This window comes from Pseudomonas sp. H1_F01, from assembly GCF_054681425.1.
In genome coordinates this window covers 3,503,635-3,524,744 of sequence record NZ_CP162823.1, presented here as the reverse complement: position 1 = coordinate 3,524,744, position 21,110 = coordinate 3,503,635, and the positions used below count along the sequence as shown (strand labels likewise).

General features: G+C 62.2%; 13 protein-coding genes. 10 read left to right on the top strand and 3 right to left on the bottom strand.

The features are described 5' to 3' along the window. The first annotated feature begins 150 nt into the window (after positions 1 to 150). Together AB4O09_RS16100 and AB4O09_RS16095 are read left to right on the top strand one after the other, a co-directional pair. Positions 151 to 3,243, top strand: a complete 3,093-nt coding sequence (locus AB4O09_RS16100) for an autotransporter serine protease (RefSeq protein WP_039011944.1) — start codon at positions 151 to 153, stop codon at positions 3,241 to 3,243. A 63-nt stretch (positions 3,244 to 3,306) separates the two neighbouring features. Then, the gene (locus tag AB4O09_RS16095; protein ID WP_013693342.1) at positions 3,307 to 5,160 is read left to right on the top strand and encodes a polyurethane esterase; all 1,854 of its coding nucleotides are present in this window, start codon (positions 3,307 to 3,309) and stop codon (positions 5,158 to 5,160) included. Between the two features lie 253 nt (positions 5,161 to 5,413). On the opposite strand, the gene AB4O09_RS16090 is transcribed toward AB4O09_RS16095, so the two are convergent. Beyond that, positions 5,414 to 5,638, bottom strand: a complete 225-nt coding sequence (locus AB4O09_RS16090) for a YgdI/YgdR family lipoprotein (RefSeq protein ID WP_003201785.1) — start codon at positions 5,636 to 5,638, stop codon at positions 5,414 to 5,416. Positions 5,639 to 5,858: 220 nt separating this feature from the next. Between AB4O09_RS16090 and AB4O09_RS16085 the strand changes: the two genes are divergently transcribed. The 3 genes from AB4O09_RS16085 to AB4O09_RS16075 all read left to right on the top strand — a co-directional run bounded on the left by AB4O09_RS16085 (position 5,859) and on the right by AB4O09_RS16075 (position 12,022). Then, complete coding sequence (locus AB4O09_RS16085) at positions 5,859 to 7,589, top strand: VRR-NUC domain-containing protein (protein ID WP_013693343.1); 1,731 nt, start codon at positions 5,859 to 5,861, stop codon at positions 7,587 to 7,589. Beyond that, positions 7,586 to 9,916, top strand: a complete 2,331-nt coding sequence (locus tag AB4O09_RS16080) for an ATP-dependent DNA helicase (RefSeq protein ID WP_003201789.1) — start codon at positions 7,586 to 7,588, stop codon at positions 9,914 to 9,916. The genes AB4O09_RS16085 and AB4O09_RS16080 overlap by 4 nt, the downstream gene beginning before the upstream one ends. A 177-nt stretch (positions 9,917 to 10,093) precedes the next feature. Then, positions 10,094 to 12,022 carry a hybrid sensor histidine kinase/response regulator gene (locus AB4O09_RS16075; RefSeq protein WP_003201791.1) on the top strand — a complete coding sequence of 643 codons (1,929 nt, stop codon included), beginning with the start codon at positions 10,094 to 10,096 and terminating at the stop codon, positions 12,020 to 12,022. Positions 12,023 to 12,065: 43 nt separating this feature from the next. Here the strand turns inward: AB4O09_RS16075 and AB4O09_RS16070 are convergent, their stop codons facing one another. After that, positions 12,066 to 12,296, bottom strand: a complete 231-nt coding sequence (locus AB4O09_RS16070; protein ID WP_003201793.1) for a hypothetical protein — start codon at positions 12,294 to 12,296, stop codon at positions 12,066 to 12,068. A gap of 153 nt (positions 12,297 to 12,449) precedes the next feature. Between AB4O09_RS16070 and AB4O09_RS16065 the strand changes: the two genes are divergently transcribed. Beyond that, positions 12,450 to 12,986, top strand: coding sequence for a hypothetical protein (locus tag AB4O09_RS16065; protein WP_003201795.1), 537 nt, complete (start codon positions 12,450 to 12,452; stop codon positions 12,984 to 12,986). A gap of 12 nt (positions 12,987 to 12,998) precedes the next feature. On the opposite strand, the gene AB4O09_RS16060 is transcribed toward AB4O09_RS16065, so the two are convergent. Then, entirely contained in the window at positions 12,999 to 14,336 is a 1,338-nt protein-coding gene (locus AB4O09_RS16060; protein ID WP_003201797.1) for a cation:proton antiporter, read from the bottom strand. A gap of 401 nt (positions 14,337 to 14,737) precedes the next feature. On the opposite strand from AB4O09_RS16060, the gene AB4O09_RS16055 reads away from it, so the two are divergent. Genes AB4O09_RS16055 through ligD form a run of 4 tightly spaced genes read left to right on the top strand, consistent with a single transcriptional unit; the run spans position 14,738 to position 20,894 of the window. Continuing rightward, the gene (locus tag AB4O09_RS16055; RefSeq protein ID WP_027913053.1) at positions 14,738 to 16,123 is read left to right on the top strand and encodes an iron-containing redox enzyme family protein; all 1,386 of its coding nucleotides are present in this window, start codon (positions 14,738 to 14,740) and stop codon (positions 16,121 to 16,123) included. Between the two features lie 10 nt (positions 16,124 to 16,133). Next, entirely contained in the window at positions 16,134 to 17,147 is a 1,014-nt protein-coding gene (locus tag AB4O09_RS16050; RefSeq protein WP_003201800.1) for a methyltransferase, read from the top strand. Next, a complete protein-coding gene (locus AB4O09_RS16045; protein WP_013693345.1) occupies positions 17,119 to 18,282 on the top strand; it encodes a carboxylate-amine ligase in 1,164 nt (387 codons plus the stop codon). The genes AB4O09_RS16050 and AB4O09_RS16045 overlap by 29 nt, the downstream gene beginning before the upstream one ends. Further along, positions 18,279 to 20,894, top strand: coding sequence for a DNA ligase D (gene ligD, locus AB4O09_RS16040; protein ID WP_100263750.1), 2,616 nt, complete (start codon positions 18,279 to 18,281; stop codon positions 20,892 to 20,894). Before AB4O09_RS16045 ends, ligD begins: the two co-directional genes overlap by 4 nt. Positions 20,895 to 21,110: the final 216 nt, after the last annotated feature.

Below are 21,110 nucleotides of genomic sequence, written 5' to 3'. Positions count from 1 at the left end.
GGGAGCAAAGCTTGCTCGCGGTGCAGGCGCCTCGGTTCCAGAGATACCGCGTTGTTTTTATCGCGGGCAAGCCTTGCTCCCACAGATAAATCCCCTCGCCACAGAAGGTATTTTCAGCAATTCATAAAACGCTACTAAGGATGGTTCGTGATGAAAGTCGATAACAAAAAACAGCCCGGACAGACGGGCCGCGTGTTTCTGCTCAAGGCCCTCAACCGCGCCGTGCTCTGCGCCCTGGCGACCTTGGGCACGGCCCAGGCGGCGCCTTATGTCGAGAGCGGCAGGGCGGGCAACCCGGACAGCTGGCGCAGCAGCGAATTCAACGCCGAATGGGGGCTGGGAGCCATCAACGCGCAACAGGCCTACGCCGCCGGGTATACCGGCAAGGGCGTCAAGCTGGGGATCTTCGACCAGCCGGTCTACGCGGCGCACCCAGAGTTCTCCGGCACCGGCAAAGTCGTGACGCTGGTCACCAGCGGCATCCGTGAGTACACCGACCCCTACATCCCGGTGAAGGCCGGTGATGCGTTCCGCTACGACGGTTCACCCACTGTGGGCTCCGATGGCAAGCTGGGTTCCCACGGCACCCATGTCGGCGGGATCGCTGCCGGCAGTCGCGATGGCAGCCCGATGCACGGTGTGGCGTACAATGCGCAGATCATCAGCGCCGACAACGGCGACCCGGGCCCCGAGGATGGCATCATCCTGGGCAACGATGGCGCGGTGTACAAGGCGGGTTGGGACGCGTTGATCGCCAGCGGCGCACGCATCATCAACAACAGCTGGGGCATCGGCATCACCGATCGTTTCGACCTGGGCGGCCGCGATCCGGCGTTCCCGCACTTCACCGTGCAGGACGCGCAACTGCAATTCGATCAGATCAAGCCGCTGCTGGGCACCAAGCCCGGCGGCGCCTACGAGGGCGCCATCGCCGCGGCCCGCAGCGGGATCGTGACGATCTTCGCCGCCGGCAACGACTACAACCTCAATAACCCCGACGCCATCGCGGGCCTGGCGTATTTCGTGCCGGACATCGCGCCGAACTGGCTCACCGTGGCGGCGCTGCAAATCAACCCCGACACCGCCAGCGCCGATCCGTACACCATCAGCACCTTCTCGTCGCGCTGCGGCTACACCGCCAGTTTCTGCGTGTCGGCACCGGGCACACGGGTCTACAGCGCCGTGATTGGCGGCACCAGTGCCGACGACCTGACCGTCGGCTACGCCAACAAGAGCGGCACCTCCATGGCCGCGCCCCATGTTGCCGGCAGCGTGGCGGTGTTGATGGAGCGTTTCCCGTACATGACCGGCGCCCAGGTCGCCAGCGTGCTGCGCACCACCGCTACCGACATGGGCGCGCCGGGCGTCGATGCGTTGTACGGCTGGGGCATGATCAACCTGGGCAAGGCCATCGACGGTCCATCGATGCTGGTGACCGAGCAGGACATTCCCGAGGAATTTCGCATCGAGGGCGCCTACGGCTCCGGTCAGTTCGTGGTGGACCTGCCGGGCATTGGCGCGATCATCGATGCCGGCAAATCCACGGAGCGAGTGTGCAGCGGCATCCAATGTGGCCTGGACGTTTGGCGCAACGACATCGCGGGTCACGGCGGGCTGACCAAGGAGGGCATCGGCACCCTGGTGCTCACTGGCGCAAACACCTACAGCGGGCCAACCCTGGTCAATCAAGGACGGCTGGCAGTCAATGGCTCGCTGGCCTCGGCCGCTACCGTCAATGACGGCGGCATCCTTGGTGGCAACGGGCGCATCGCCAGCCTGACCGCCAACCGCGGCGGCAGCGTGGCGCCCGGTAACTCCATCGGCACGTTGCAAGTGGCCGGCGACGTGACGTTCCAGCCCGGTTCGAACTACGCGGTGGAGGTCTCGCCCACCTCCAGCGACCTGATCGTGGCCGGCGGCAAGGCCTCCATTGACGGGGCGACGGTGTCGCTGTCCCTGGAAAACAGCCCGACGCTGCTGACGGCCGGCGACGTGAAAAGCCTGCTGGGCAGGCAGTTCAATATCTTGCAGGCCGTCGATGGTATTGACGGGCGCTTCGCTGAAGTCTTGCCCAACTATGCGTTTCTGGGGGGCGACCTGGCGTACAGCGCCAGTGGCATTCAACTGGCGGTCGAGCGTAACGATGCGTCGTTTGCCAGCCTCGGCTTGACGCCTAACCAGCGTTCCGTCGCCTCGGCCGCCGAACAATTGGGCGCGGGCAACGGACTCTACGAAGCCTTGCTGCTTTCGCCCAGCGCCGCCGTGGCGCAACAGGCATTCCAGCAACTGTCTGGTGAAATCCATCCGGCCATTGGCACGCTGCTGATCAACGACAGCCGTCAATTGCGCGACGCCGTGGGGGATCGCCTGCGCCAGGACGCACTGTACGACGCCGGTACGCCGACCGATGCCAGCAGCAATGCCTGGTTCAAGGTGCTGGGTGCTTGGGGCAAGAACGATGGCGGACATGATCACGCCAGTACGACCAGCTCCATCGGCGGGCTGCTGGCCGGTGTCGACGGCCTGATCAGCGACCAGACGCGACTGGGCTTCGTCACCGGCTACAGCGACAGTTCGTTGAGCATGGGCGACGGCACCCACTCTTCGGCCAAGGCCGACAGCTATCACCTGGGCGTCTATCTGGGGCATGAGATCGACGCGCTGCGCCTGACCGTCGGCGGCGCCCACAGCTGGCATCGCATCGACGTCAAGCGGGACCTGCAATGGGGTGACGTCAGCGGCCGAGAGAAAACCAAGCGCGATGCCCGGACCACCCAGCTCTTCACCGAAGCGGCGTATCGCCTCGACTTGCAACCGGTCGCCCTGGAGCCGTTTGCCAACCTGGCCTATGTGCACCTGGACAGCGACAGCTTCCATGAGAAAGGCGACAACGCAGCCCTGCACGCTGGCGACGACCGTCGCGATGCCGTGCTCTCGACCCTGGGCGTGCGGGCCAGCCACACCCTGGCCCTGTCGGATAAACAACAACTGCAGCTTTCCGGCTCCCTCGGCTGGCAGCACAACCTGAGCAACACCACGTCCGAACAGGATCTGGCATTTGCCGACAGCAGCAGCACTTTCGCGGTGCAGAGCGTGTCCATGGACCGCAACGCTGCTGTGATCGGCGCCCGCGCCGGGCTCGCGGTCGCCAAGGATGTGCGGGTCAACCTCGATTACAACGGCCTGCTCGGCTCCCGGGATAAATCCCATGGCGTGGGCTTGACGCTGGATTGGCAGTTCTGACCAGGAGCAAGGAAGTCTTGCCACCCGGTTCCCGCATTCCAACAACAAAAGAGAGCAACAACCATGGGTATCTACGACTACAAGAACCTCGGCACTACCGAGTCCAAGGCACTGGTCAGCGACGCAATGGCGATCATGCTGTATTCCTACCACAACCTCGACAACGGCTTTGCCGCCGGTTACCAGCACAACGGCTTCGGTGCCGGCCTGCCGGCGACCCTGGTGACTGCGCTGCTGGGCGGCACCGATTCCCAAGGGGTGATTCCCGGCGTGCCGTGGAATCCCGACTCGGAAAAACTGGCCCTGGAGGCGGTACAGAAGGCCGGCTGGACGCCCATCAGCGCCGATCAACTGGGTTACGCCGGCAAGGTGGATGGCCGCGGGACGTTTTTTGGTGAAAAGGCCGGCTACACCACCGCGCAGGTAGAGATCCTCGGCAAGTACGACGCCGAGGGTCACTTGCAGGAAATCGGCGTGTCGTTTCGCGGCACCAGTGGCCCTAGGGAAAACCTGATTGGCGATTCCATCGGCGACGTGATCAACGACCTGATGGCCGCGCTGGGGCCCAAGGACTATGCGAAAAACTACGTCGGCGAAGCCTTTGGCAACCTGCTGGGGGACGTCGCGAAGTTTGCCCAGGCCCATGGCCTGACGGGCAACGACGTGCTGGTCAGCGGTCACAGCCTGGGTGGGCTGGCGGTCAACAGCCTGGCGGACTTGAGCGCGAGCAAATGGTCAGGGTTCTACTCCAGTGCCAACTACATCGCCTACGCCTCGCCAACCCAGAGCAGTACCGACAAGGTCTTGAACATCGGCTACGAGAACGATCCGGTGTTCCGCGCCCTGGACGGCTCGACGTTCAACCTCGCGTCGGTGGGTGTGCACGATGGGCAACAGGAATCGGCCACTAACAATATCGTCAGCTTCAACGACCACTACGCTTCGACGGCATGGAACGTGTTGCCGTTTTCCATTCTCAACATCCCCACCTGGATTTCCCACCTGCCTACCGGCTATGGCGATGGCATGGGCCGGATCATGGGCTCGGTGTTCTACGACCTCACCGAAAAAGACTCCACCATCATCGTCGCCAACCTGTCGGACCCTGCGCGCGCCAATACCTGGGTGCAAGACCTCAACCGCAATGCTGAAACCCACACCGGCAGCACGTTCATCATCGGCAGCGACAGCAATGACCTGATCCAGGGCGGCCAGGGTAACGACTACCTGGAAGGCCGCGCCGGCAACGACACCTTTCGCGATGGCGGTGGCTACAACGTGATCCTGGGCGGGCAGGGGAGCAACAGCCTGCAACTGCAGCAGTCGGTGAAGGATTTCAGTTTCGCCCACGACGGGGCCGGGACGCTGTATATGCGCGACGCCCATGGCGCGATCAGCATCACCCGCGACATCGGCACGTTGGTCAGTAAGGAGTCCGGGTTGTTCTGGGGGCTGCTCAAGGATGAAGTGAGCCACAGTGTCACCGCCAATGGCCTGGTGGCCGGTGCCAACCTGACGGCGTATGCCTCTTCGATCAAGGGCAGCGCGGCCAACGACACCTTGGTGGCGGGAGCGAAGGGTGACTGGCTGTTCGGCCAGGACGGCAACGATGTGCTGGTGGGCGGCGCGGGTAACGACACCTTCGTCGGTGGTGCAGGCAATGACCAGATGCAAGCGGGAGGCGGCAGTGACACTTTCCTCTTCAACGGCGCCTTCGGCCACGACCGGATCAGCGGCTACGACGCGGGGGACAAGCTGGTGTTCCTCGGCGTACCAGGTGCCGGGGCAGGTCATGACTACAGCCAGTACCTGTCACAAGTGGGCAATGACACGCTGCTCAAGGTGGGCGACAGTTCCGTGACCCTGGTGGGCGTAGGTCTCGGTCAGGTGGGGGGCGAAGGGATCGTGTTCGCCTGATATAGCCATCGCGAGCAGGCTCGCTCCCACAGTGGATCTCGGGTGTATGCAGTATTTGTGTTCATCACCGAACCTTGTGGGAGCGAGCTTGCTCGCGATTGGGCCGGCACATCCAACCCCGCTGCTACTGACTCACCGCTATCGCGAGCAAGCTCGCTCCCACAGTGGGTCACAGGTGTGTACTGGATTTGTGTTCACCACCGAGACTTTGTGGGAGCTCGCGATGGCGGTGCAGCAGGCGAATCACCGGTAATCAGTCTTCCTTGCGAATGGTTGCCACATCATCGGCGCGGACCCGGACTTTCCTGCCGGAAATATCCTCGAACTCGTAGAAACCGTCAGCGGTGCGGGTATTGGGGGTGTCCTTGGTCAAATACTGGGTACCGTTCTGCAAGGTCACCACGGTTGGCGACGCGCAGCCAGCCAGAGCCAGAAATGCCACGGCGACCATGGGCAGGCCCAGAAACCTGATGTTCATAACCATAACCTCTCAATCAAAAGGACACGGCGCAACTGATTCGACCGCGCCATCATGTTAGTCAACCGCCATTGGTCTCGCTTGCTGTAGGAAAGTTCATCGCTAGCTGAAGGATTTCATCTTAAATATAGGAGACCGTTCATCTTTTGCTGTTGCCTGGCTGGTTTACAGCTGTTATCTGTATGCATAACCAGTATCCGATATCCTTGGTGTTCTTTCCGTGGCAGTCCGTTCCCTCGACGATCCGTTTTACTACCTGAACAACTTCCAGCAGGTGCTCGCTTGGTTGACGCAGCGTTATGCCGATGTGCTCAGCACTGACGAGCAGCGTTTCATCGAGCACTTCGCCGCGCTGCCGCGTGGTGCCCAGGGCTTGCTGGTGCGGATGGTGATGCGCAAGGGGCTTCGGTTTCGCCATAGCAAGCTGCACTACCCGGAAATTGGCGACATCGGCGCCGCGGTCGCGCCACTGCTGGCGCTGGGTTGGGTCGAGAAAGAGGCCCCCATCGGGCTCGCCGAACTGTTCGAGGTGCTGCTCAAGCCGGAAATCCTCCTGTGCCTGGGTCACCTGATCGAACAGCCCAAGGCGAAAAAGACCGAATGGCTCCAGGCCTTGGACGAGCGCCTCAACCAGTCCCAGCCGTTCCGTGCCTGGTGCCCGCAGCTGGACGACAGGCTGTACAGCCTGACGATCATGAATCTGTGTGACCGGCTGCGGTTGATGTTTTTCGGCAACCTTTACCAGGATTGGTCGGAATTCGTCCTGTCGGACCTGGGCATCTTCACCTACGAAACCGTCGAGTTCAGTGCCGAGTCACGGGGGTTGCGCAGCCGCGAGGACGTCGATGCCTGCCTGTTCCTGCACGACTGCCAGCAGCGCTTCGAAGCTGGCGAGTCCCTGGAAGAGATCGTCGCCCAGGTCAACGAGCTGTCCCTGGACAATCCGTGGCTGGAGCGGCGCCGGGGCAAGTTGTTGTTCCAGATTGGCCAGCACGGCGAACGCATCGGTGACTTCGCCTTGGCCTTGGGCATCTATCGCGATTGCGCTTACCCGGGGGCGCGGTTGCGGATGGTCCGGGTGCTGGAACGCATCGGCGAATACGCCCTGGCCCTTGAACTGGGCGAGGTGGCGATGCAGGCACCGCAAAGTGCCGCCGAAACCCAGGCCTTGCTGCGGATCGTGCCCCGTCTTCGGCGCAAGTTGGGCGGGCCGCCGGTGCCACGGAGCCTGGCCCGGGAAGTGGAGCGCCTGGAACTGCAACTGCCGCGCGTCGATCCGACCTTGTCGGTGGAGTACCACGTCCAGGCCCACCTGCACGACGAAACCGCGCCAGTGCATTACGTCGAGAACAGCCTGATCAATTCGCTGTTCGGCCTGCTGTGCTGGCCGGCGATCTTCGCGCCGTTGCCGGGCGCGTTTTTCCACCCGTTCCAACGCGGGCCGGTGGACCTGCTCAACGAAGATTTCCATGCCCGTCGCGCCGAGCTGTTCGCAGCTTGCCTGGCAGAGTTGGACGATGGCCGCTATCGGCAGACCATCGGCCGTCGCTATGCCGAAAAGCGGGGCGTGCAGTCGCCTTTCGTATTCTGGGGCGCGCTGTCCGAGCCCTTGCTGGAGCAAGCCCTCGATTGCCTGCCGGCCGCGCATCTCAAGCACTGGTTTGACCGTCTGCTGCTGGACATCAAGGCCAATCGCGCCGGTATGCCGGACCTGATCCAGTTCTGGCCGCAGCACAAGACCTACCGCATGATCGAAGTCAAAGGCCCTGGCGATCGGCTGCAAGACAACCAGCTACGCTGGCTGGAGTTCTGCCATGAACACCAGATGCCCGTTGCCGTTTGTTATGTGCAATGGGCAGAGTCAGCCATCGCGAGCGAGCTCGCTCCCACATGGGATGAGTCACCACAGATCACCTGTGGGAGCGAGCTTGCTCGCGATGGGGCCGCATGAACCCGGCACCCAGCTACAGCATCGCCGTGCGGGCATTGTGTGAGTTCACCGCCAAGGTGGGTGACCTTGACCTGCGCTTCACACCTTCGCCCACGGCCCTGGAAGGCATCGCCGGCCATCGCACCGTGGCCTCGCGGCGCAGCGAGGGTTATCAGGCTGAAGTGGCCCTCGAAGGTCATTACCAGACACTGACAGTCAAAGGCCGGGCCGATGGCTACGACCCCGTTCGCCAATGCCTTGAAGAAGTGAAGACCTACCGGGGTGAGCTGGCCAAGCAGCCAGCCAATCATCGCCAGCTGCATTGGGCCCAGGCGAAAATCTATGGCGGGTTGATGTGCCAGAAACTGCAATTGCCGCACATCGACGTGGCTCTGGTGTACTTCGACATCGTCAGCGAAAAGGAAACCTGCATCACCCAACGTTTCGAGGCGACACAGCTGCAAGCCTTCTTCGAAGCGCAATGCGCGTTGTTCCTGGCCTGGGCCGAACAGGAAATGGCCCATCGACAGGCGCGCAACCTCGGCGCGCAATCGCTGGTATTTCCCCATGCGGGTTTCAGGTCGGGGCAACGGCACCTGGCCGAATCGGTGTTCAAGGCCGTCAGCACCGGCCGCTGCCTGATGGCCCAGGCGCCAACGGGCATCGGCAAGACCGTCGGTACCTTGTTCCCAATGCTCAAGGCTTTGGCGCCGCAGCAACTGGACAAAGTGTACTTCCTCACGGCGAAAACCCCAGGGCGCAAGCTGGCCCTGGATGCGGCGCGGGTGATCACCCACGGCGCGTCGTCAATGCCATTGCGGGTGCTGGAAATGATCGCCCGGGACAAGGCTTGCGAACACCCGGACAAGGCATGCCATGGCGAATCCTGCCCACTGGCCCGCGGTTTCTACGACCGCTTGCCGGGCGCCCGGGCAGCAGCGAGCCAGGTCACGTTGCTCGACCAGGCGGCGTTGCGCGAGATCGCGCTGGCCCATGAGGTCTGCCCGTATTACCTCAGCCAGGAAATGGCCCGCTGGGCCGACGTGGTGGTGGCCGACTACAACTATTACTTCGACTTCAGCGCGTTGCTCTTCGGTCTGGCCCAGGCCAACGGCTGGACTGTCGCGACCTTGGTGGATGAAGCCCATAACCTGGTGGAGCGCGGGCGGCAGATGTACAGCGCGACCCTCGACCAGGCCACGCTGACCAGCGTGCGCAAAACCGCCCCCGAACCGCTGAAGAAATCCCTCGATAGGGTCAATCGCCAGTGGAACGCCTTGCATGCGCCCCAGGTGGCGGCCTATCAGGCTTATGAAAAACTGCCGGAAAAACTGCTCCAGGCCCTGGCCAACTGCACGACGGCTATCGGCGATTACCTCAACGATCATCCCCAGGGCCTGGACAGCGGATTGCAGGCGTTTTACTTCGACGCGTTGCAGTTTGGCCGGGTGGCGGAAACCTTCGACGAGCACTTTCTGTTCGACATCCACAAGCGCGAACTTGGCCGCCAGCGCAGCCTGTCTACGCTGTGCCTGCGCAACGTGGTGCCGGCCGCATTCCTGCGGCCCAGGCTGACGGCGGCCCGCAGCACGGTGCTGTTTTCCGCGACCTTGAGCCCCCGGCACTACTACGCAGATTTGTTGGGGACGCCGGGCGACACGGTATGGATCGACGTGGAATCGCCGTTCAAGGCCGAACAACTGGACGTGCAGGTTGTCAGCCGCATTTCCACCCGTTTTGCCCACCGCCAGGCGTCCCTGGAACCCATTGCCGCGTTGATGGCCCGCCAGTTCAGCGAGCGCCCAGGCAACTACCTGGCTTTTTTCAGCAGCTTCGATTACTTGCAGCAAGTGGCGGGGTTGTTTGCCGAGCGCTACCCGCAAATTGCGCTTTGGACGCAATCGCGCGGCATGGGCGAAGCCCCCCGGCAGGCGTTTATCGAGCGGTTCATGGAGCACAGCCAAGGCATTGGCTTTGCGGTGCTGGGCGGTGCGTTCGGCGAGGGCATCGATTTGCCGGGTTCACGCCTGATCGGCGCGTTCATCGCCACCTTGGGGCTGGCGCAGTTCAACCCGGTCAATGAGCAGATGAAACAACGCATGGCGGCGATCTTTGGCGATGGTTACGACTACACCTACTTGTATCCCGGCCTGCAAAAAGTCGTGCAGGCGGCCGGCCGCGTAATCCGCACCCAGCAGGATCGCGGGGTGGTATTGCTGATCGATGACCGGTTTGGCGAGGCCAGGGTGCAGCACTTATTGCCGCGTTGGTGGTCTGTCACTCAGGAAACACACCCCGCCACCTGTAGGAGCGAGCTTGCTCGCGATGGCGGTCTGTCAGTGACATGAAGGCTGGCTGAAACACCGCCATCGCGAGCAAGCTCGCTCCCACAGGGGAATCCATCAGGGCTTGGGTTTGTGAATAGCCTGGGAGACCTGAGTATTGCGCTCCCAAAGCTCAATAATTTTTCCTGGCGCCAGACTTGTTCCATACTCCGCAAAAGTCCACACGGATGCCCCGGCCAGATGCTTGAGAACGCCCCCAAGACCCCACTCATGAACGAGGAACAGCGTTTTCGCCTGCTCATCGACGCTGTGGTCGACTACGCCATCTACATGACCGACCCATCGGGCATCATCACCAGCTGGAACTCTGGCGCCAGGCGTTTCAAGGGCTACGCGGAGTCCGAGATCCTGGGCCAGCATTTCTCCCGTTTCTATACCGATCAGGACCGCGCCGCCGGCCTGCCGCAACGGGCGCTGGACACGGCTGTGCAGGAGGGGCGCTTTGAAGGTGAGGGTTGGCGGGTGCGCAAGGACGGTACGCTGTTCTGGTCCCATGTGGTGATCGATCCGATCATCGACAGCCAGAGCGGCACCTTGCTTGGTTTCGCCAAGATCACCCGCGACCTGACCGATCGCAAGATGGCCGAGGAAACCCTCAAGCAAAGCGAGCAGCAGTTCCGCCTGCTGGTGCAAAGCGTCACCGATTACGCCATCTACATGCTCGACCCGCAAGGCCAGGTCACCAACTGGAACCTGGGGGCGCAGCGGATCAAGGGTTACCTACCGGCCGAAGCCATCGGCCAGCATTTCTCGATGTTCTACACCCCCGAAGATCGCGATACCGGCGAACCGCAGCGCGCGTTGAGCATCGCCGCCAGCGAAGGGCGTTTCGAGAAGAAGGGCTGGCGCATGCGCAAGGATGGCACGCGCTTCATGGCCCACGTCGTCATCGATGCGATTCGCAGCGACACCGGCACGCTGTTGGGCTTTGCCAAGATCACCCGCGACATTACCGATGCCACCCAGGCCCAGCAGGCCCTCGAACAGGCCCGCGAGGCGCTGTTCCAATCCCAGAAACTGCAAGCCATCGGCCAGCTCACCGGCGGCATCGCCCATGATTTCAACAACCTGTTGACGGTCATCCTTGGCAACCTGGAGATCGTGCGCAAGCGCATGCCCAACGAGCCGAAACTCACTCAATTGCTGGACAACGCGACCCAGGGCGCGCTGCGCGGGGTTTCGCTGACCCAGCGCATGCTGGCGTTTGCCCGCCGGCAAAAACTGACCTACGAATCGGTCGAGCTGTCGGCCCTGGTGCAGGGTATCAGCGGCCTGCTGCAAAGCTCCCTGGGCCCGTCGATACACATCCAGACCCGTTTCGCCGAGGCGCTGTCGCCGGTGCTGGCCGATGTCAACCAACTGGAACTGGCGATTCTCAACCTGGCGACCAACGCCCGGGACGCCATGCCCCATGGCGGCCAGCTCATGATTACTGCCGATGAGCGGCAAGGGTGTGATGCGGCCCCGGACAAGCCGATGGCTCCCGGGCGCTACATTTGCCTGGCGATTACCGATGAAGGCGAGGGCATGGATGAAGCCACGCTGGCCTCGGCCGTGGACCCGTTTTTCACCACCAAGGGCGTTGGCAAGGGCACGGGCCTGGGGTTGTCCATGGTGCATGGCCTGGCGGAGCAGTTGGGGGGACGTCTGACGCTCAGGAGCCAGAAAGGTGTCGGTACCACCGCGCAGTTGTGGCTACCGGTGGCGAACAACCCGGCACCGGGTAAAGCGTCGATCCAGGAAGCAACACAGCCGGTCGACGAGTTGAAAGTGCTGGTGGTCGATGATGACAGCCTGGTGCTGACCAGCACGCGCCTGCTGATCGAAGACCTCGGACACCGGGTCCTTTGCGCAGCCTCGGGCGCCCAGGCGCTGGAGTTGCATGAGCGCAACCCGGACATCGACCTGGTGATCACCGACATGGCCATGCCGCAGATGGACGGTGCGCAGCTGGCGAAACTGTTGCGCGACCGCCAACCGACCTTGCCCATCATCCTGGCCACCGGTTATGCCGAACGCCTGGAAGGTTTCGCCACGCAATTGCCTCGGTTGATCAAGCCGTTCAAGCAGATTGACCTGGTGCAGATCATTGGGCAGACGATGAAATAGCCAGGAGCGCAACGTCCGCCTCCTTTGGTGAGGGAGCAGCCGCCTATTCGGTATTCTTCTTGAACCCACGCAAATTCATCGCACACAGGCAAAACTGCAACACGATCAATGCATACGCGTGGGTATGAAGCCCCCAGATCACCCACAGAATATTGCTGGCAATAAAACAACTGAATCCCGCCACCCGGCGTCGCGGTTGACGTGAGCCGATCAACCAGGCGGCCAGCACCGTGACGAGCATCGCTGGCCATTGCACCCATCCAAGATAATCCACACAAGCGTCCTCTTGCCCATATGAACTAGAGACCTTGGCGGTCAGGGAGTGTTTCCTCGGGCGCTTGATGCCCCTGCGGTCCATTGGCTTGAACTTGCCGTGTGCCGGGTTCTTCTAATGAGTCCGAATCATCATCGAGGCTCAGCCTGCGCAATGCCCAGAATACTCACCGGGCCAACCCCGGAAGAAGAACTGACGGAACACAACGCCAAACTGTTCGGCTCGCCCAAGGAACGACTGGATTTCTATCGCCGGGAGATCCAGTACGAGACCAGCATTCTGGCCAACCGAACCGATGCTTACCTCGCCGCGCAATCTTTCCTGGTGATCGCCTTTGCCTCATGCATGGCCAACTTGAACCCGGAATGGGGCAAGTTGTTCACGCTGATCGTGCCGCCATTCCTGGCCTTGCTGGGCTTCTTGAGCTCACTCAATGCCTGGCCGGGCATCAAGGCGGCCTACGAGATCATCGATCATTGGCATTTCAAACAGAGCGAGTTATTGCGCGCCGAACCCTTGATGGGCCTGGCCTACGACGAGTCGCCGCTGTTCAGCGAGCGGGAATCGACGCACAAAGGCTACCGCAAGTCGCTGCTGTTCTCGGTGCGTACGCCATGGATCTTCGCCACCTTCTGGGTGTTGCTGGGGGTGTATTCGGTCTATATCCAGATGGGCGATCCTGGCGGTTGAGACGCGCTCGTCTCAGCCTGAATGCTTGCGGCGCTCATACCATGCCAGGGTCGGTTGGGTCGTGACACCATGGACCAGAATGCTCAACGCCACCACCGACAGGGTGAGGTTGATGCACAGTTGCGCCACCTCCGGCTGCAGGTCATGGTTCAAGGCAAAAAACAGATAAAACAGGCTGCCAATCCCGCGGATACCAAACCAGCCGATCAGCAGCCGCTGCGGTCCGTCGAGCAATCGCCCCCAGGGCATCGCCAGGACGCTTAGCGGGCGGATGACGGCAAACAGCAGGGCACCGATCGCCAAGGCCCGCCAGTCCCAATGGTTGGCCAGCACGACGCCGAGCAGGGTGACCAGGAACACTTCCATCGATCGCTCCACCAGGCTGCCGAATGCGAGCATGTCGCTCATCATGACCCCAGCGGCCAATTGACCATCGTCCAGCGACTCGGTATCGCCCAGGACAGCCTGCTGGGGATCGACGGTTTCGTGGCCCACCACCGGTTGCACCAAGTGCTCTGCCGGCGGCGCCGCTTCATCGGTGGACTTGACCTCGGCCTGGCGCAGCCCCAGGCCGGCGGCGAACACTGAGAGAAAGCCGTAGCCCTGGATCCATTCGGCCACGACGTAGGCCAAGGCAATCAGCGCCAGGGCCAGGTAGTCATTGGGCGACAGCGTGCTGTCGGCATTCTTGATGCGCATCGACAAGGTCAGCTTGCCAATCCCGCGGCCCATCCAGTAGCCGACCAGCAAACCGGCCGGCACCGCCCACAGGACGTTACGCAGCAGCCACTCACCGAGAAAACCGCTGCCGTCGTCGCGCAGCATCAACAGGCCGAAGATCACAAAGGGAAACGCCGTCCCGTCGTTCAGTCCCGCTTCGCCCGACAGGCCGAAACGCACCCGGTCGTCATCCCGCGCGTCGTTGACCTGCACCAGCGCCGCCAGCACCGGATCGGTAGGTGCCAGCATCGCGCCGATCAGCATCGACACGCCCCAACTGAGCCCGAACAGATAATGCAATGCCAGGCACAGGCCGGCGATGCACAGGATCATCACCGGCCCGGCCAGCCCAAAGGCCACGCGCCAGGCACGGTTGTTGAGGGGCAAACGCAACTTGAGGCCGCTGACGAACAACGAAAACACCACCGCGACTTCCGTGAGGTGCTCCATCCAGACCGAGGAGTCGCTGATGTCCAGCTTCAGCACGTCCAATCCCATCGGCCCGATGGCGACGCCCAGCACCAGGCACATCGCCGAGGTGGTGACCGGCATCCAGCGCAGATAGGAGGAGGTCAGGGCCAGGGTCAGCAACACCGCACCGAGCACCGCTACCCATACCGTGAAAGTCATCGTTGCTCCTTGGATAGCAAGGGAGTCAGTCGCAACACCCTGTACGACCGCCAAGCACAATACTGTGGCGAGGGGATTTAGCGAAACGTCGCACCGCCCCGCTGTGGGAGCAAAGCTTGCTCGCGATGCAGGCGCCTCGGTTCCAGAGAGACCGCGTTGTTTTTATCGCGGGCAAGCCTTGCTCCCACAGATAAAACCCCTCGCCACAAGGGTGTTCACTTGCTGGTATTAGCGCACTTGTCCTCATTCGAGGGCTGGAGCGAAACGAGGGTTCCCCTCGTGAACGGACAACCCGTTTATCCGCCGGCCTTTCAACCCAACGGAATTTTTCGTCGTTGCCGGCGCTCTGCAACAGAAGAGACGTGTTGATTCAGCGTCCGCCGAGAACCCAAGAGGCCCTTATGACTGCGCTGACACCCCTTCAATCCCGGCCGGCTACCGTGCACCCCGTTACGCCTGACGGGCACGTGCGCCAATGTTATGAACAACTGTTCCAGGGCCCCGACGACGCTGACAAGCAAGCCGTCGCCCAAGCGTTCCTCCAGGAATGCATCGCAAAGGCTGCGGCGCTTCCCCAGGAGATGCCCGATGACCCCACGGCGCTGCAGGCCTGGGTCGAGCAGCACAGTGCCGGCGTGGCCCGGCAATACGCTGACTACCTGGAGCGGCGCAAAAATGGCGGCGCGCGCGAGTTCTTCAGCGGCAAGGCCCACGCCCTGTACTTCCTGCAGGCGGTGGCACCGACCAAACGGGTGGACGGTGCCTGGCTGTATGGCGTGGTCAAGCACTGGCACGACCACCGTTTCGAAGGGTTGCTGTGCACCTACCTGGAAGAACTGGGGGACGGTCATCCCGCGCAGAACCATGTGGTGCTCTATCGCAAGTTGCTCGCCGAACACGACCTGTCGGATGCCCCGGACATCGATGACGACCTTTATCTGCAAGGCGCCGTGCAGCTCGCCTTGGGTTACGCCAGCGACGAATACCTGCCAGAGGTCATCGGCTACAACCTGGGCTATGAGCAATTGCCCCTGCATCTGCTGATCAGCGCCTATGAGCTGAGCGAACTGGACATCGATCCGTACTATTTCACCCTTCATGTCACCATCGACAACGCCAGCACCGGCCACGCCCATAAGGCCGTGCAAGCGCTGCTGCAGCTGATGCCGATGGAAGCCGACCGTGACGCTTTCTGGCACCGGGTCACGTTGGGCTATCGCCTCAATGACCTGGGGCAGGGCAGCCGGGACATCATCGGCTCGTTCGACCTGGATCGCGAAGTGCTGGACATGCTTGAACGCAAACGCCCGTTCGGCCAGCACATGCATTCCGATTACTGCAAGTTCGAAGGCAAGACCGTCAACCAGTGGCTCTCGGCGCCAGGCCAGTTGGAAGGGTTCTTGGCGGCAATGCAGAACAAAGGCTGGATCAAACGCCATGAAGACCCGCAGAACAGCCGCTTCTGGAAGCTGATCAACGGGGCTGGCGCAGCCATGTTCGGGGTGTTCAGCCCTTACGAAAAACAGCTGCTGCACGATTGGATAGCCGGTGACTGGCTGGACGAGGGCACAAGGTCCGGCGTCCGGCGCGGTCCGGTTGCGGCTTGCGAGCCAACGACACCGATGGATGATCCCGATGTACAAAGCTTGCAACAGGCACTGCAAGGCCGGGCGCCCAACGAGCAGATGCAGGTCCTGATGCCCTGGCTCTGTGCTCGGCGTCATAGCCATCCGGCGGGGCTGTTGGCGACTCGCCGCTTCATCGAACTCAAATCCGCACTTCGCTAGGGAGCCCTGCATGAATGAGGAAGAACGCCTGTCCGAGACGGACCTTGCGCTGCTGCAACTGGGCCGGCGCCTGCAAGCCGACGGCTACCGTTTCATTACCCCGACGCCGTTGACCCACGAGCGGGTCAACCAGCGTCCCGGCAATGAGCGCGCCAAGACCATGCGGGACGTGTTCGGCTGGTCACGGCCGTTTGCGCCGGGGCTGATCAGCACCGATGAACAGCGGCAACTGCAAGACGCCCAGGTGCTGGAAGCACACGACGGCCTGTTGCGTAGCCGGGTGCGCTGGTCGAGCCTGGATGGCTTGCTGTTCGCTCATTCGCAGTTCCCCACCCAGGCCACCGATGCGGTGTTTTTCGGCCCTGACAGCTACCGCTTTGCCCAACTGATCCATACTCATCTGCAACAGAACTTCACGGCGGTGCATCGCGCCGTGGACATCGGTTGTGGTGCGGGCGTCGGTGCGATCGTGATTGCCCGCGCCCGGCGTGAAGCACAAGTACTGGCGGTGGACATCAACCCGCAAGCCTTGCGCCTGAGCGCTGTGAACGCCGCGCTGGCCGAGGTGGGCAATGTCGAGGTCGCTCGCAGCGACGTGCTGCAGGACGTGCCAGGCAACTTCGACCTGATCGTCGCCAACCCGCCGTACATGGCTGATCCATCCGAGCGCGCCTATCGCCATGGCGGCGGCGCACTAGGCGCCGGGTTGTCGTTGCGTATCGTCGAACAGGCCTTGCCCCGGCTGGCCCCGGGCGGCTCGTTGGTGCTTTACACCGGCGTGGCGATGGTGGATGGGCGCGACCCGTTCCTGGAAGCGCTGGGTCAATGGCGTGACTCGACGGATTTCGGCTGGACCTACAAGGAATTGGACCCCGACGTGTTTGGTGAGGAATTGCTGACGCCGGGTTATCAGGACGTGGAAAGGATCGCCGTGGTGGCGTTGGTTGTAACCCGCATTGGCGCAGGTATTGGCGGGGTTATCGGAGGGATTATCGATGAACAGGCGCATGAAATTCGGCATTGAAGAGGAGTACTTCATCACCGATCTGCAAACCCGTCACATGCCCGGCGAGCCACCCGCGGAGGCTGTCGCCGCGTGCCAGGCCGAGCTGGGCAAGCATTTCGCCCATGAAATGTTCTTGTGCCAGGTCGAGATGGCATCGCCCATCTTTCGCAGCCTGTCAGAGGCTGCCGACTACCTGAGCCAGGTGCGTACGGGCTTGAACCAGCGGTTGGCGCCGTATGGCCTGGGCCTGCTCAGCGCCGGTTCACACCCGATGGCCACCCCAGTGCTGCAACCGACCGACGAGCTGCATTTCCAGCAACTGTTCGATGATTACCAGCGGGTGGCGCGGCGCAGCGTGCTGTCGGGCCTGCATGTCCATGTGGAAGTCCCGGCCACCCAGGATCGGGTGCGAGTCATGAATGAGATCCTGCCCTGGCTGCCGATGTTCCTGGCCCTGAGCGCGTCATCGCCGTTCTGGAACGGTGCCTACAGCGGCTTCAGCAGCTACCGGCAAGTGGCCTGCGATGAATGGCCACGCATGGGCGTGCCGGAGTATTTCGAAGACGAGTCGACGTTCGCCAGCTACGTCGACATGCTCATGCGTACCGGGTCCATTCGCCAACCCAGCGATTGCTGGTGGGTGATACGGCCTTCCTCACGTTATCCCACGCTGGAACTGCGCATTTGTGATGCCTGTCCTCGGGTCGACGACGTCCTCTGTCTGGTCTCGCTGTTTCGCCTGATGGTGGCCCATGCCGTGGCGCAGCGCCGGCCTGGCGCCAACTACAGCCAGATGTCCCAGTGGGTGCTCAAGGAGAATCGCTGGCGGGCCAAGCGTCACGGGATTCTCGCGGAGTTTATCGTCGAGGGGCAGGAGCAGCCGATGTTGATCGGTGAATGGCTGACCCTGGCCGAGCAAACCTTCGGTGAGACCGCAGCAGAGTTGGGTGTCCAGGACGTATTCAAGCAGGTGCGCCGCATGGTGCAGGAAGGCACCAGCGCCGACCGGCAAATCGTCCTCTTCGAACAGGGGCTGCTGCTGGGCGATTCCGTCGAACAGGCCTTGAGCCGCGTGGTCGATCAATTGCTCGCGGAAACCGCCGGGCTGCCGGTCGCCGATCCGGCGTTGCAACAGGTGGCAGGTGGGCCATGAGCAGCAAGACCCTGGATGACTACAACCGCATGCGCGACTTTGCCGCCACCCCGGAGCCGGCGGCGAAGCGCTCGCGCAAATCGGCGAAGACTGCCCATGCCTTGCAGTTCTGTATTCAAAAACACGACGCCTCGCGGCTGCATTACGATTTTCGGCTGGAGCTGGACGGTGCGCTCAAGAGCTGGGCGGTGCCCAAAGGCCCCTCCCTGGACCCGAAAGCCAAGCGCCTGGCGGTGCATGTCGAAGACCATCCGCTGGATTACGCCACGTTCGAAGGCAACATCCCCGAGGGCCATTACGGCGCCGGTGACGTTATCGTCTGGGACCGGGGTGTCTGGATTCCCCAGGATGATCCCCATGAGGCCTATGAAAAGGGCCGGCTCAAGTTCGAACTGCAAGGCGAAAAGCTCAGCGGCCTGTGGAACCTGGTGCGCACCCACATGCCTGGCAAGCAGGAGCAGTGGTTCCTGATCAAGCATCAGGACCAGGCCGCCCGCCCCGAGAGTGAATACGACGTGGTCCAGGCCGAACCGAACAGCGTGCTCAGCGATCGCACCCTGGTGCCCAAGCGCCGCGGCAAGGCCGCTGCAGCCAAAGCGGTGAAACAACCGGAAAAGGCCGTGCAGGCGAAATCGCCAAGAGGCGCCGCGAAAACCACCCTCAGCGGCGCGGTCGCCGGACCGTTGCCGGACACCCTCAAGCCGGAACTGGCAACACTGGTGGAAAGCGCGCCCGACGGCGAGTGGCTCTATGAAATCAAGTTCGACGGTTACCGGGTCATGGCGCGCATCGAACACGGCGACGTAAGGCTGCTGACCCGCAACGGCCATGATTGGACCCACAAATTGCCAAGACAGGCCGAAGCCTTGGCTGAGCTGGGCTTGGAATCGGCCTGGCTCGACGGCGAGATGGTGGTTGCCAACGACCAGGGCGTGCCGGACTTCCAGGCCTTGCAGAATGCCTTCGAGGCCGGCAGCAGTGGCAAGATCGCCTATTACCTGTTCGACATGCCGTACCTCAATGGCATGGATTTGCGCAAAGTGCCAGTGCAAGAACGCCGGACGGCATTGGCCGCAGTGCTGGAGCCCAATGAAAGCCCCTTGCTGCGATTTTCCGATGCTTTCGAAGAAACTCCCGAAGCGCTGCTCAACAGCGCCTGCCAGATGCAGATGGAAGGGTTGATCGGCAAGCGCATCGGCAGTGCCTATGTGTCCAGGCGCAGCAACGACTGGATCAAGCTCAAGTGCAAGAATCGCCAGGAGTTCGTGGTGGTGGGCTTCAGCGATCCCAAGGGCGCTCGCAGCGCCTTCGGTGCCTTGCTGCTGGGGCTGCATGACGCTGACAGCGGCCAGTTACGCTATGCCGGCAAGGTCGGCACCGGGTTCAACGAAACCACCCTTAAAAGCATCTACCAGCAACTGCTGCCCCTGGAGACCAAAAAGGCCGCCGTGGTCAACCCGCCCAGCGGTTACGAAGCCAAGGGCGTGCACTGGCTCGAACCGACGCTGTTGGCCGAAGTGGCCTTTGCCGAAATGACCAAGGACGGCTCGGTGCGCCATGCGGTCTTCCATGGCTTGCGCAACGACAAGCCGGCCAAGGACATTACCCAGGAGCTGGTCAAGCCCGTGAAAAAAACCGCTGCGGCAAAAAAAACCAAAGCCAAGCATGAGCCTGGCGCGACACCGGCCAAAACCAAGAGCAAGGCCAAGGCACCGGCCTTGGACGGCAAGGTCCGCATCACTCATCCGGAGCGGGTCATTGACGCCAGCAGCGGCACCACCAAGCTGCAACTGGCCGAGTACTACGCCAGCGTGGCCGAATTCATCCTGCCAGAACTGGCGGATCGCCCGGTGGCCTTGGTCAGGGCGCCGGATGGCATCGCCGGGGAACTGTTCTTCCAGAAGAACGCCGAGCGCCTGGCGATTCCCGGTATCACCAGTCTGGACAAGGCGCTGACCGGGCAGCCGGTGATGATCATCAACAACGCCGAAGCGCTGATCGGCGCGGTGCAGATGAGCACGGTGGAGCTGCACACCTGGAACGCCACCTCGGTCGATCTGGACAAGCCTGACCGCTTCGTTCTCGACCTTGACCCGGACCCGGCGCTGCCCTGGAAAAGCATGGTCGAGGCGACGCAGCTCACGTTATCGGTGCTCGATGAGCTGGGGCTCAAGGCGTTCCTCAAGACCAGCGGAGGCAAGGGCATCCATGTGGTGGTGCCGCTGACGCGCAAGCTGGGTTGGGACGAGGTCAAGGGGTTCAGCCATGCGATTGTCAGTCACATGGCCAAGCTGCTGCCGGACCGTTTTTCGGCGGTGTCCGGGCCGAAGAATCGGGTAGGGCGGATTTTCATCGATTACCTGCGCAATGGGTTGGGCGCTACCACCATTTGCGCTTACGCCGCCCGGACCCGGGAAGGGTTGCCGGTTTCGGTGCCTGTTTTTCGCGAGGAGGTGGCCGAGCTCAAGGGGGCGAATTTGTGGAATGTGCACAATGTTCATGAGCGTCTGGCGGAAGTTGGGCATGAGCCTTGGGCGGGGCTTAAGCGGACTCGGCAGAGCATTACGGCTGAGATGCGTAGGCGTATTGGTATGAGGGAGACGGATAAGTAGTGTGTTTTATAGGGGGTGTGGATCCATTGCTGCGGTAACGGCTACTTATGGTTCCGCTTAACGGGGTGCCGAGATCAACGTCCTCCACGAGGCGGCCTAACAGCCGACCCGATTCTTGGTGGAGACCGCGTCTTTCCTGTGGGAGCGAGCTTGCTCGCGATGGCGGAGTGTCAGTTTGCGGTGATGTTTGGATGTGCCGGCCTCATCGCGAGCAAG

What these genes read in the sequence shown, in the direction of transcription:
- AB4O09_RS16090 (WP_003201785.1), bottom strand. Translation starts at nt 5,638, where the DNA reads ATGAACATCAGGTTTCTGGGCCTGCCCATGGTCGCCGTGGCATTTCTG.
- AB4O09_RS16095 (WP_013693342.1), top strand. Translation starts at nt 3,307, where the DNA reads ATGGGTATCTACGACTACAAGAACCTCGGCACTACCGAGTCCAAGGCA.
- AB4O09_RS16050 (WP_003201800.1), top strand. Translation starts at nt 16,134, where the DNA reads ATGAATGAGGAAGAACGCCTGTCCGAGACGGACCTTGCGCTGCTGCAA.
- AB4O09_RS16045 (WP_013693345.1), top strand. Translation starts at nt 17,119, where the DNA reads ATGAACAGGCGCATGAAATTCGGCATTGAAGAGGAGTACTTCATCACC.
- AB4O09_RS16075 (WP_003201791.1), top strand. Translation starts at nt 10,094, where the DNA reads ATGCTTGAGAACGCCCCCAAGACCCCACTCATGAACGAGGAACAGCGT.
- AB4O09_RS16100 (WP_039011944.1), top strand. Translation starts at nt 151, where the DNA reads ATGAAAGTCGATAACAAAAAACAGCCCGGACAGACGGGCCGCGTGTTT.
- ligD (WP_100263750.1), top strand. Translation starts at nt 18,279, where the DNA reads ATGAGCAGCAAGACCCTGGATGACTACAACCGCATGCGCGACTTTGCC.
- AB4O09_RS16055 (WP_027913053.1), top strand. Translation starts at nt 14,738, where the DNA reads ATGACTGCGCTGACACCCCTTCAATCCCGGCCGGCTACCGTGCACCCC.
- AB4O09_RS16060 (WP_003201797.1), bottom strand. Translation starts at nt 14,336, where the DNA reads ATGACTTTCACGGTATGGGTAGCGGTGCTCGGTGCGGTGTTGCTGACC.
- AB4O09_RS16080 (WP_003201789.1), top strand. Translation starts at nt 7,586, where the DNA reads ATGAACCCGGCACCCAGCTACAGCATCGCCGTGCGGGCATTGTGTGAG.
- AB4O09_RS16065 (WP_003201795.1), top strand. Translation starts at nt 12,450, where the DNA reads ATGCCCAGAATACTCACCGGGCCAACCCCGGAAGAAGAACTGACGGAA.